Source organism: Bacillus sp. TE9106W (assembly GCF_054062215.1).
Genome location: NZ_JBSSFA010000006.1, coordinates 246,751 through 258,855, shown reverse-complemented (window position 1 = coordinate 258,855; position 12,105 = coordinate 246,751). Strand labels below are relative to the sequence as shown.

The following is a 12,105-nucleotide window of genomic DNA, read 5'->3' as shown; positions in this document are numbered from 1 at the left end:
TTTGTTAGTATGGAACTCCCCCTACTAACATTCACATCCTTTCTCTGTGCAACATTTCCCACTTGCTCATTATATACTTCTTTTTACCATTTTTTCACACCTTTTTTCATATAGCCTCCTTCTTAAAAATATATTATTCTTTTTTTACAACATGTGTAGGGTGACTTATCATTCTTTACGTCTATATAATAGAATGCGTCAAAAAGGAGGGAGAGACCCATTGAGGAAAAACAATTAATTGAAAAAGCACAACAAGGAAGCGAACATGCTTTTCGTATCCTTGTGCAAACATATCGTCATTATATTTTTCAAGTTATCTTTTCTATTTTAAGACATGAAGAAGATGCGAAAGATGTTACACAAGAAGTATTCGTAAAAATTCACGCCTCTCTCCCTAATTATCAATTTCGCGGATTGAAAACATGGATGGCTCGAATTGCCACCAATCACGCTATTGATTATAAGAGAAAGAAAGCTAGAGAAAATGAAGAACTCTCCTTATGTAAAGAAACTGAGGAAAATATAAAATCCTCTCATAATATTGAGGATTTATTATTGACGAAAGAGCAAAAATTACTCATCGCTCAAAAACTGAGAGAACTTCCCGAAAATTACCGTGACGTCGTTCTCGCACATTACTTAGAAGAAAAAAGTTATCAAGAAATTGCTTTGCAGGAAAAAATCGAAGTAAAAACAGTCGAAATGAAACTGTATCGAGCAAGAAAATGGATTAAAAAACATTGGAAGGAGGAAGAGTTTCTATGATGCATTATTCAAAAGAAGATTGGCGCAATTATACATTAGATTCTATAGAAAGCAATGAACGTGAATCTATGGAAGAACACCTTTATGAATGTGATCATTGTTTAGCACTTTATATGGAAAGTATTGATGAACAACAGGAAAACCTTCCAATGATAAATGATGCTTCATTTACGAACGAAGTTATGACACAAATTAATTTTGAAACGCTACAGTCTAATGAAAATATGAAATCAAACCAACTAAAGCGTACGATTATCCATTACATAATTGCAACCGCGGCTACAATTATTTTTATGGTAAGTGGTTTATTCCAATATATTTTTACAGCGACATCAAATTTCGAGAAATCTTCAAAACATAACGAGTCTTCTATCTCACAACAAATTGTAAACAAATCAGTAGACACATCAAAAAAAGACGGAGGTTCAAAGCATGAATAAAAATCCCTTTTTAGCACTTGTATTAGGGCTAATTCCTGGGCTTGGACATTTATATTTAAAGAAATTTGGACGATTTATTTTATATAGCGGAGGAGCTTTATTACTATTTTCTTTCGCAGTTTTTTGCGTAGTAGAATTAATAGATCGTAATGCTGTTTTTCTTTCTCTATTTTTACTAGTCGTACTATGGACGATCAACTTATTAGATTTAGTTATCACCATTATAAACCAAACGAAAAAACAAGAAGCTGGAGAATTGATAAATCCCTCTAAAGAAAGCGAGCGATTTTATATCATTCTCCTATCCATCATCCCTGGACTTGGTCATTTTCAATTAGGCCTTATGCAACGTGGACTTACATTTTTAGTAGCTTGCACAGGAATCGGAAGTATGATTATTTTCGTTGCACTTTTAACATCGCAAGAAAGTTTTCTTATCTTCCTTATTACATTACCTGTTTTATGGATTTACAATTTCTTCGATGTTGTTCAGCAGCTCCAGAAAAAAGAACGTGGCGAGCAACTAGATGATCGTACTATTTTCGAAGAGTTTGAAGAGCATCGTGAACAAGGAAAGAAGAATAAAACATTCGCTTCTATTTTAGCGATGTTCCCTGGAGCAGGACATATGTATTTAGGTTTGCAACGCCGTGGTCTTCAGCTTATGGCAGCCTTTTTACTATCAATTTATTTACTCGACTTATTAAGACTTTCGGCGTTTTTATTTTTAGTACCAATCATTTGGTTCTATAGCTTTTTTGACGCTTTACAGCAAACCGCAAAGTATGGAAAAGAACGTGTACATGACGAACCTATCATTGATTATTTTATCAATCATCAAAGATGGATCGGTATTGGGTTAATTACACTCGGTGGTTATTATTTATTAGATCAAACACTCCTTCCTATTTTGAATAATTACTTTGCAACTATATTTAACATTCATCTTAGCGAGCTGTATTATCGCTATTTCCAAACATCTATCGTTGCACTCCTCTTAATTGGTGGCGGCTTTAAATTGTTACTTGGAAATAAAGAAAATAAAGGTGGTACGAAAGAATGAGAACATGGCGCGTTGGAACATTTTCAATGGGGCTTTCTATTATTGCATTAGGTTGCTTCTTACTATTTTCAGTTATACAAGGTACTAAGGTATTAGATTCCTTAACAGCATGGTGGCCTGTTTTACTTATTATACTTGGCGTGGAAATTTTACTATACCTTCTATTTTCTAAGAAGGAACAATCCTTTATTAAATATGATATTTTTAGTATTTTCTTTATCGGCGTTTTAGGAAGCGTTGGAATTGCTTTTTACTGTTTATTATCAACTGGATTGCTAGAAGAAGTTCGTCACTCTATTAACACAACGAGGCAAACGAGTAATATTCCAGATGGACAATTTGATATACCTGAATCTATCAAAAAAATCGTAGTAGATGCAGGACATCAGCCTCTAACGATAGAGGGAAATAATACAAATCAAATTCATCTTCTTGGAACTTATGAAATAACGACGAAAGCAAATGAAAAACTCAATTTAAAACAAGATGATTTCCTTTCAGTTCAAACGGCTGGAGAAACGATGTATATCACTTTAAAATCATTACCTGTTCAGCATACGTTATTTAATTCAGCACCACAGATGAAACCAACGCTTGTTCTTCCTCAAAATAAAAATGTGGAAATCCGTGCTTCCAATAACGAACTATCTCTTTATCCAGGTCAATTACAAAATAATTGGTTTGTACAAGAAAGTTCAAGAGTGTCTGTCCATCTTGCAAAAGAGAGTGATGTATCTTTAACAGCAGTAACGAATCAAAAAGAAACACATGGCAGCTCACCTTGGGAACAAGTTGAAGATGTAACGAAAAAAGAAGATACTACTTCAGAAGAAAATCTAGAATTCAACGGGCAAGAACATTGGTATAAAAATTCGATTAAAACTGGAAACGGAACGTACAAGTTAAACATTGAGAAAGCTTACAATTTAAATATGAGTGTTATTGAAAAGTAAAAAACCTTCCACAATTGTGGAAGGTTTTTCTCATATAATCGCTTTAATTCCTTCTAACACTAATCCAATCATAAATCCGCAAACAGCTCCGTTCACTCGAATCCACTGTAAGTCTTTACCGACGTTATTTTCAATCATTTCAATTAATGTTTTATCATCTAACTTATCAAGGTTTTCTTGTACAAGTTTTCCGATTTTTGAATGGTTATTTTCAACAAGCTTCACAACTTGTTTTTGTAACCATTCTTCTATTTTTTGAACAGTTTGTTCATCTTCTTTTATTTTATTCATTTGTGTTTGTAAAAATGGAATAATATATTTATCAGCAAATTCTTCGTTATTTACAAAGGTAACTGCTCTTTGTTGTACTTTCCCAAGCATTTCTTTTATTTTGTCAGTACCATCCCAATTCGCAATCCATTTTTCTTTCCAATTTTCTAACTCCTGTAGTAAAGCTTCATTTTCTTTTACATTTATAATTTCTTGACGAATTTTCGCTAATATAAGTTGTCTCGTGCTATTATCAGCATCTTGTAAGCTGTTAATATTACTAATAATAAACTTCTGCAAAATACCGCCAATTTTATCTTCATCTACAATATTCATAAATGATTTCAAAGTAAACTGCAAGAATCCATCTACTTTTATATTTTCCATCGCCTTCATACCTAAGCTTCCGAGCTGGTAACGCGCTTCATCTTGCGCTGTCCAGTCTTTCACTTTTACTAATATGTAATCAAGTGTCTTTTCATCATATTCTTGCACAACTAATTGATCAACAAGCACTTGTAAAATGTTACTTGTATTAATTGTATGCAAATACGCCTTTAATTCTTTTTCAATAATAACCGCTAATTTTTCCGTATCTATTGAAACAATCGCCTTTTCAGCAATCGTTACAATGCCTTTTTTCACAGCATCAGACTGCATTTCTCTCTCTGCAATTTGCAGCACCATTTGTGCTAACTGCATCTCTTTTACTTTATTCGTAATACTTTCTTTCGTTAGCCACTCATTTTCTAACGTATTAATGAGTCCTTTCGTTACTCGTTTACGATTTTTAGGTAACAAAGCTGTATGCGGAATTGGAATTCCCATCGGATGACGGAATAATGCTGTAACTGCGAACCAATCCGCAAGTCCACCAACTAATCCAGCTTCAAATCCTCCTTGTATAATCTCACCTGCTACCGTTCCTTGAAATGGAATAGAAGCCGCAAAACCTACTCCCATAACCCCAAGCGAAATACCCGCTATATATTTAGTCTGTAATGACATCGTATACACATCCTCTTATTATGTAAAATAAAGCTTTTTGTTGTATTTATTTGATATTAGTTCTTTATATCTATACTATAATGAACTAATGCGAAAATAACAAAGAATTTATAATAATACAAGTCTTGGATTTCAATTAGAAATGTTTTATTTCCTTTATTACTATTTAATTAATATCGGTTTTGAAGAGGAAATTATATTCAGAGGATACCTTTGGCCAAGATTAGTTGTCTTATTAGGTAAGTTTTGGGGTACATTTCTTACTTGTGCATGCTTCGGGATTGCCCATTCATTTATGCCAATTATTTTAGGCGACACCTCTCAAGGAATTGGAGATTGGGTAGGAGCTGGCCTTGCAGGACATTTGCTTTATGCCTTTATTTACACTCGTAATAATAATTTACTCCTTCCTATTTTCATTCATGCTTTTTTAGATATGCCCTATAAGTAAAAATGAGGCTATTTACAGCCTCATTTTTATTTATACATTAATGCCTCACCTGTTTTATAATACCCATTCATCACATCTTCTGGAACCATACTACCGCCCGTTCCCCATACAATATGAGTACCTTTTTGCATCTTCTCCATTAACTGTTGCTTTTGTAAATACGCATCTTCTTTACATACTTTCACTGGTCCTATCATACCTGCTAATGCAGAAGGCTCTAAATAAATATTCTCTGTATCAGCTAGTTCTTTTAACAATCTATATAACTCTCCATCGCTTACTGTGTAATTCCCACTCAAAAATGGTTCCATCGTTTTACCAACAAATCCAGATGGCCTTCCTACCGCAAGTCCGTCCGCGTCTGTTACATTATCAATTCCGATATCTTGAACGGCGATTTTATCATGAAGTCCTGTCATTAACCCGATTAACATACATGGAGAATGTGTTGGCTCTGCAAAGAAACAGTGTACGTTGTCTTTATACAATAACTTTAAACCAAATGCGACTCCGCCAGGTCCGCCACCTACTCCGCATGGCAGATAAACGAATAAAGGATGCTCTTCATCCACTACAATTTCTAACTCTTCTAATTGTTTTTGTAAACGCGATGCTGCTACTGCGTATCCTAAAAATAAATCATGTGAGTTTTCATCATCTACAAAATAACAACTAGGATCTGCATCTGCTTGCTGGCGCCCCTCTTCTACAGCTTTACTATAATCAGCTTCATATTCAATAACATTTACACCTTTACTTCTTAATAAATCTTTTTTCCATTGTTTCGCGTCTGCTGACATATGAACAGTTACGTTAAAACCTAGTTTCGCACTCATAATCCCAATGCTTAGCCCTAAATTCCCTGTAGAACCGACCGCAATTGAGTATTTTGCAAAAAACTCTCTACATGTATCACTATCTAAAATGGAATAATCATCTTCTTCTGTTAACATACCATGCTGCAAAGCTAATTGTTCAGCATGTTTCAACACTTCATAAATGCCGCCTCTAGCTTTAATTGATCCTGATATCGGGAGATGACTATCACATTTTAATAATAATTCTCCTAAAATAGGTTGCTCGTAATTTTTCTCTAAAGCTTGTTTCATAGAAGGGATTTTCAATAAAGGTGATTCAATGATGCCTTTCGTCTCTTTCGTTTCAGGAAAAACTTTCGCAATGTATGATGCAAAGCGCTTTAACCTCTCCTCCGCATCTTTTACATTCTCTTCACTGAGTGGCGAATCTTTTATTGCCGTTTCATACTTTTCCATGTTCGGATTCACCCAAAACACTTCTTCTATTTCAATTAATTTATTTAATAGTGGATATTCCTCTTTTAATTTCTCTATTTCCTTCATTCCTCTTCCTCCTCATCACCTTGTAGCTTACGATTTAATAAATTATAATTAAATTAATTTTAATATAGTTTAACATAAATTATCCACTTTAGTTAATTTTAATTTAATTTATTTAAATATAATTTAATAATTAGTAAGGAGATTTTCATTATGGAAAATATAGATATTGGTAAAAAAATTGAAAAACAAAGAAAAGAAAAAGGTTTAACGAGTAAAGAACTTGCAAAGATGGCTGATATTACACCATCTATGTTAAGTCAAATTGAGCGTGGATCTGCTAACCCTTCTATCCAAACATTAAAAGTACTCGCTAAAGCTCTTGATGTTCCAACATTTAGCTTTTTACTTGAGGATACCAATACAGACGATTTAATTGTACGTTCTCATAAACGCAAAAAAATGATTATCGATAATTTATCATATGAAATGCTATCACCTGATTTCACAGGAAATTTAGCAACAGCAATTATGACCATCCCGCCGAATACAGCTTCATCAGAAAACGTACTAGAACATAAAGGTGAAGAATTAGCATTTGTATTAGAAGGGAAAATCACATTACATTTAAATGAAGAAGAATACATATTAGAAACGGGTGATAGCGTAAAAATACCCGCTTATTTAAAACATAAATGGGTAAATCAATTCGAGAAAAATGCCATTGTTTTATTTTCTGTTACTCCGCCGATTTTTTAATAGATGTAATAAAAATAGCCACGTGCGGATTCCTCCGTACATGGCTATTTTTATCTTTTCGGCACGAACAAAATCCCTAAACTCATAACACAAAAACTTAGTATTTGCTGCATCGATAAACCAAATAGAACCGAATTCTGTTCACTAACAAGCGAAATAATAATATGAGCAAACCCCTCAATAATTAGAAATACACTTATATTCTTTCCATTTCCAAGCCTTTCATTTTTCATCCATAACAAGCCCACTATACAAAGAGCCAGAATGATCTCGTATACGAATATAGGATGATATAAAAAATTAGATTCATATACTTTCACACCCCAAGGCAATGTCGTTTGTACTCCTACTTTTTGGTGGAATAGAAAATAAAAAATAATACTCATACATAGCGCAATAGGTAATGCATCAAGTAAAGTACGGAGCGAAAATTGCCCCTTTTTACTTTTCCAAACAATGTATACACTTGCAATTATGCATCCTACTACAATATGTTTCGTACTTCCTATAGCTAATAATGCTTGCAGTGGCGACCTAATAGCCCATACTGGATTTAAAATTGCCGGTGCAAATTTCCATACAAATGCGATGATAAGAAAAGCATTTGTTACTGCATCCATCATTTTTTCATATGGTACACTTTCGTTCTTCATCTTTCGTTTCATCAACATAAATCCAAATAAACTTCCAATTATAAGAGATACGGGTTGTAACCTTACGATCCACTCCATCACTATGAAATCCCCTCTTAACTCTCAATTAATTTCTTGAATTTCTCTTCTAATTGATCTGGAGGTAGTACGCCTCGTACTTGCTCTACGATAATTCCATCTTTATTAACAAAAAATGTCGTTGGTAAAGAAAACACTTTATAATCTAATCCGGCTACTCCGTCCATATCTAGTAAAACAGGAAACTTAAATCCGTGACGATCCGCAAAAGCGCTCGCTTCTTGCACTGGATCTCCTATTGTTGCATTTACCGCAAAGATTTCAACATCCTTTTTATATTTATCATACATACGAACTAAGTCAGGTGCCTCCATTTCACATGGACCACACCATGATGCCCAAAAATTAATAAGATATGGTTTACCTTTTGCATCATGTAACGAATACAGCTTCCCATCTAATCCTTTTAATGTTATGTCTGGTGCTTTAAATCCTACTTGTGGTAATACTTCTGTTTTCTGTAATTCCGCTTGTTTCGCTTTTCTTTCTTTTTCTTCTTTCTTTGAATTATAAAAATTAACTCCGGCCCAAATTAATGCTCCGGCCAGTATAATAGCAATTAGTTTCTTCACTTTTTTTCCTCCTCATTTTTAAAAACCTGTAAATCCGCCGAATAGACGAATAAAGAATGCTGTAATTTTCGTCATTTGATTTGTATACAATAAAATACCTGTTACAATCATCATTCCACCGCCAATTTTCATCATGACATTGGCATATGTAACAATCCATTTTATCTTCCCAATAAAGAATGCCATCACGAAAAATGGAACTGCAAATCCAAGTGTATACGCTGTAATATAAAGAAGTGCCCCTTCAGGATTCGTCGCACCAAGCATGAGTACAGCTGAAAATATTGGTCCAACACATGGAGTCCAACCCGCTGCATATGTCATACCGACTAAAATCGAGCGAATATATCCAGTCGATTTACTTCTATACTGCACCTTTTTCTCTGCCATAAGCCACTTAGGCTGAAACAAGCCCGTCATAAATAGCCCCATTAAAACAATAAAAATCCCACCAATTTGTTGAATCAATTTTTGGTTAGATGAAAATGTGATTCCAATCCAGCTTACTGATAAACCTAACGCGTAAAATATAACCGAAAATCCGATCATAAAAAATACAGTATGTATAATCGCTGATTTTTGCATAATCCCACGATTTTCTTTTAAATCTTGAATAGACACACCTGTAATATAAGATAAATAAGATGGATATAGCGGTAAAGAGCATGGTGATATAAATGACAATACTCCTGCCCCTGCTACAAGCCAAATGGTTAAATCTGCTGCATTCATTTTATTCCTCCTAAAACACTACAATAAGTAGTGTTAATTCTTAAAAAAAGAGGCTATATGCACTCTCCGACAATCAGCACAACCGACATACAAAATAAACCTAATGTTACATATACCGAATTCGTATGTAACGGAATAGTAAGCTTAACAACTTTTTCATTTAACACTTGCTCGATTCGTAAATTAATTGCTGTTTTTGCAAATGAAGCTGTAACACATCGATTTTCCATTGTCTTTATTTTAATTAATTTTAATAACGCGCTACCTAACTCAAACGAAGACTCCATTTTTTGCATCGCATATTTATCAGCAGCTAGCTCCTGATACGTGTGATACCGCTGTAACAACCCTTTTAAGACCGGTATGTACATCATTCCTTCTGCTAATAACGTAAAACAAAATAATTTTAACGGATCATGATTATTTTGATGATATTCTTCATGGAAAATAATTGCATCCATTTCTTCATCTGAAAATGTTTGAATCATCCCTTCTGATATGACAACTTTCGGACGAAATAGCCCAATTGTAAATGCCGCAACTTCCGCAGTCGGCAATATATATATTTGCTTTCCTTTTCGGATGAAAGGGATAAGTACTTTTTGTAATCTTTTACTATAAAAAAATTGTCGCCATATCCTTTTACACACGATAAACACAGTAAGTAGTAGAAATCCAGCGATTATAATACGAATGAGCGATAACTCCTTCATATGTTTTTCTAATTGAAACAAGCAAAAATTTGAAAGGAAGAACATCTTATTTTGAAACAGAAATGGATATGTAACGTAATACACTAGCATACTGAAAAAGAGTATACTAACAATTCCTGCTAACAATACGATTTTACGCATTTGCCATTTCATTTCATTAATCCTCTTTTTTTAACTGACTCAATTTGTCTTCTAATTTTTTTATTAAATTCGGATCAGCTTGCTCTAATTCATCTAGCATATGATTTACAACTAAATCTCCAAATTCCCCCATCAATTCCTGTGTCATTTTCTTCGTTTGATTGGATAAGAATTCATCTTTTGTCTGTACAGCACGATATATGCCACTTCTTTTCACAGTTTGTTTTTCTAGGTGTAATTTCTCTACTAACCTGTTCATAACTGTCATCACAGTGTTAAAATTCACAGGTGATTCTTCACTTAATTTCTGCTGCACTTCTTTAATCGTAATTCCTTCGCTAGACCAAACAATCTCCATAATTTTCGCTTCAAGCGGTCCAAAGAAATGATTTAACCCTTGCTCATTTAGCTTATAGTTTTGAGTAAACATCGCATAGCTCCTTTCACACTACGAATTGTAGTATAAATTAAACGAAAGGTCAAACGCAAATGATATATACGAAAATTCACTACCTATAAATACATAGGCCATTCCATTCATTTTAAACCTAATTTTTCTCCAAATGTATCAAAAAGATACTGCTCTAATATTTGTACACTGAACTTCTCATTACGCCCAAGTGCAAACAATTCCCGATCTTTCGCTACAATCGTATCTAACGGGATAACGACATTATCTACTATTTTTGTAATTTCAATGATGTTACTTTTTACATTTACCTCTGTTTTAAATTCAATGTTTTCTAATACGATATGCGAGCGTCTTCCTGATGCAAAAAAAGTAAAGTTAGGATTTTTATAAATACCAATTTCACTCTCTAGCGGATATAAATACTGAAAAATGATATCTCTATGTCCATCTTTTATTATTTTTTCATCCTTCTCATCATCCAAGTATTCTTTCACCTTCGTTGTAAATTCGAATCGAAAATCCACTTTTTTCACGCTCCCTCTTTGTATTTTCATATTAAATAAATATATTGAAATAATTTTACCATATTGTAATATAAGTTCCTATTAAAAGTAAAAACTCATTTGTAAAATCTCTATTATTTCCGATTCCTTTTTAAAGTATAAGCACCCATTCAATATGAATACATGCTTCTTTATATCCATTTAAACATATTGTTTCCATATTTTGAAACAATAGTATGAAGTATTATATATTAATAAATTGTTTCTAATTCATTTCCCAATATAACCAGCCTTTGCTTTACTATTCCGATATATTTAAACTATATTTTCTACTTAATCATTACATCACAGAAGGAATGTAACTCTCTTCTATCGAATTTTTATATAACGAAAATGATTAGGTGGTGCTTTACTATGAAATTAGCTGTCATTGGTGGCGGTGATTTACAAGATTCCAATCACTCGCCTATTAATGAGCGACTTATAGAATTAACAAATAAACAATATCCGAAAGTATTATTCATTCCTACAGCTAGTCATGATGATGAAAGCTATATAAAATTATTTTTAGACACATTTGAAAAACAATTACACTGTGACGTACAAATTTTACGTATTATAGCTGATACACCTTCTAAATATGAAATAGACGAAATGATTCAGTCTGCTGATTTAATTTATCTCGGTGGCGGGAACTATATTCAAATGGTTACAGAATGGAAAGAACATAAACTCGATGAAAAATTACTATTGGCTCTTGAGCAAGGAACGCTCATTGCAGGATACAGCGCTGGTGCTATGTGCTGGTTCACATCTAGTATCCGCTCAGATTATGAAGGTTCTGGTTATATAGAGAGCAACGGCTGGGGAATTGTGAACAAAAGATTTTGTCCACATTATAATCAATTAAATAGAATGAACGCCTTCCATTCCTTTTTACAAAATCATCAAGGTAATATAGAAGGCATTGCTCTAGAGGATAATTGTGCCTTATATATTACAGAAGAATCTTTTGAAATTATCGGTGAACCAGAAAAAGCTTGGGAGTTTTATATGAGTGATAACAAACTCATTAGACAACATTTTGATATTACTTTAAAAAGCTATTTATAAAGTGAAACTTTAATCAGTGGGGGTTTTGTTCATCCCCCACTGATTATTAGTTGAACCAATCGGGCATTTACGGGCAATTGATCTCCCACCTAACTTCTTTGCTCCAGCCGAATTTTGAGGTGGGAGTCTTACTGCCCGTTAATGCGGGATAAAGATACCTTTACAAAAAAGTCCCTAAGTA

Annotated in this window: 15 protein-coding genes; 7 read left to right on the top strand and 8 right to left on the bottom strand. The window is 33.5% G+C overall.

Annotated elements, in window-relative coordinates; all coding sequences use genetic code 11:
- The first annotated feature begins 282 nt into the window (after positions 1 to 282).
- Genes ACVWY7_RS14370 through exsE form a run of 4 tightly spaced genes read left to right on the top strand, consistent with a single transcriptional unit; the run spans position 283 to position 3,221 of the window.
- Positions 283 to 765 (top strand): RNA polymerase sigma factor, encoded by a 483-nt coding sequence (locus tag ACVWY7_RS14370; RefSeq protein ID WP_001195473.1) that lies wholly within the window; start codon positions 283 to 285, stop codon positions 763 to 765.
- On the top strand, positions 762 to 1,205 hold the full coding sequence (locus ACVWY7_RS14365) for a hypothetical protein (RefSeq protein ID WP_105989144.1): 444 nt from the start codon (positions 762 to 764) through the stop codon (positions 1,203 to 1,205). The genes ACVWY7_RS14370 and ACVWY7_RS14365 overlap by 4 nt, the downstream gene beginning before the upstream one ends.
- On the top strand, positions 1,198 to 2,268 hold the full coding sequence (locus ACVWY7_RS14360; RefSeq protein ID WP_105989142.1) for a hypothetical protein: 1,071 nt from the start codon (positions 1,198 to 1,200) through the stop codon (positions 2,266 to 2,268). Before ACVWY7_RS14365 ends, ACVWY7_RS14360 begins: the two co-directional genes overlap by 8 nt.
- Positions 2,265 to 3,221: an exosporium protein ExsE gene (exsE, locus tag ACVWY7_RS14355; RefSeq protein WP_105989140.1), complete on the top strand. Its 957-nt coding sequence runs from the start codon at positions 2,265 to 2,267 to the stop codon at positions 3,219 to 3,221. Before ACVWY7_RS14360 ends, exsE begins: the two co-directional genes overlap by 4 nt.
- A 30-nt stretch (positions 3,222 to 3,251) precedes the next feature.
- On the opposite strand, the gene ACVWY7_RS14350 is transcribed toward exsE, so the two are convergent.
- Complete coding sequence (locus ACVWY7_RS14350) at positions 3,252 to 4,499, bottom strand: DUF445 domain-containing protein (RefSeq protein ID WP_105989138.1); 1,248 nt, start codon at positions 4,497 to 4,499, stop codon at positions 3,252 to 3,254.
- Positions 4,500 to 4,641: 142 nt separating this feature from the next.
- On the opposite strand from ACVWY7_RS14350, the gene ACVWY7_RS14345 reads away from it, so the two are divergent.
- Positions 4,642 to 4,950, top strand: coding sequence for a CPBP family intramembrane glutamic endopeptidase (locus tag ACVWY7_RS14345; protein WP_307879387.1), 309 nt, complete (start codon positions 4,642 to 4,644; stop codon positions 4,948 to 4,950).
- A gap of 26 nt (positions 4,951 to 4,976) precedes the next feature.
- On the opposite strand, the gene dsdA is transcribed toward ACVWY7_RS14345, so the two are convergent.
- Positions 4,977 to 6,311, bottom strand: a complete 1,335-nt coding sequence (gene dsdA / locus ACVWY7_RS14340) for a D-serine ammonia-lyase (protein WP_431174921.1) — start codon at positions 6,309 to 6,311, stop codon at positions 4,977 to 4,979.
- Between the two features lie 150 nt (positions 6,312 to 6,461).
- On the opposite strand from dsdA, the gene ACVWY7_RS14335 reads away from it, so the two are divergent.
- Positions 6,462 to 7,007: a helix-turn-helix domain-containing protein gene (locus ACVWY7_RS14335; protein ID WP_000427633.1), complete on the top strand. Its 546-nt coding sequence runs from the start codon at positions 6,462 to 6,464 to the stop codon at positions 7,005 to 7,007.
- Between the two features lie 50 nt (positions 7,008 to 7,057).
- On the opposite strand, the gene ACVWY7_RS14330 is transcribed toward ACVWY7_RS14335, so the two are convergent.
- The 6 genes from ACVWY7_RS14330 to ACVWY7_RS14305 form a co-directional block, all read right to left on the bottom strand.
- Entirely contained in the window at positions 7,058 to 7,738 is a 681-nt protein-coding gene (locus tag ACVWY7_RS14330; RefSeq protein WP_000454860.1) for a prolipoprotein diacylglyceryl transferase family protein, read from the bottom strand.
- Between the two features lie 17 nt (positions 7,739 to 7,755).
- Entirely contained in the window at positions 7,756 to 8,310 is a 555-nt protein-coding gene (locus tag ACVWY7_RS14325; protein ID WP_000733163.1) for a TlpA family protein disulfide reductase, read from the bottom strand.
- 18 nt (positions 8,311 to 8,328) lie between these two features.
- The gene (gene ccdA / locus ACVWY7_RS14320; protein ID WP_000990441.1) at positions 8,329 to 9,042 is read right to left on the bottom strand and encodes a cytochrome c-type biogenesis protein CcdA; all 714 of its coding nucleotides are present in this window, start codon (positions 9,040 to 9,042) and stop codon (positions 8,329 to 8,331) included.
- 53 nt (positions 9,043 to 9,095) lie between these two features.
- The gene (locus tag ACVWY7_RS14315) at positions 9,096 to 9,908 is read right to left on the bottom strand and encodes a M56 family metallopeptidase (RefSeq protein WP_000871918.1); all 813 of its coding nucleotides are present in this window, start codon (positions 9,906 to 9,908) and stop codon (positions 9,096 to 9,098) included.
- Positions 9,909 to 9,912: 4 nt separating this feature from the next.
- Positions 9,913 to 10,326: a BlaI/MecI/CopY family transcriptional regulator gene (locus tag ACVWY7_RS14310; protein WP_000495063.1), complete on the bottom strand. Its 414-nt coding sequence runs from the start codon at positions 10,324 to 10,326 to the stop codon at positions 9,913 to 9,915.
- 107 nt (positions 10,327 to 10,433) lie between these two features.
- The gene (locus tag ACVWY7_RS14305) at positions 10,434 to 10,832 is read right to left on the bottom strand and encodes a DUF3942 family protein (protein ID WP_001983153.1); all 399 of its coding nucleotides are present in this window, start codon (positions 10,830 to 10,832) and stop codon (positions 10,434 to 10,436) included.
- Positions 10,833 to 11,225: 393 nt separating this feature from the next.
- Here ACVWY7_RS14305 and ACVWY7_RS14300 point away from each other — a divergent pair, with 393 nt between their 5' ends.
- Complete coding sequence (locus tag ACVWY7_RS14300; protein ID WP_000762136.1) at positions 11,226 to 11,924, top strand: peptidase E; 699 nt, start codon at positions 11,226 to 11,228, stop codon at positions 11,922 to 11,924.
- Positions 11,925 to 12,105 lie beyond the last annotated feature (181 nt).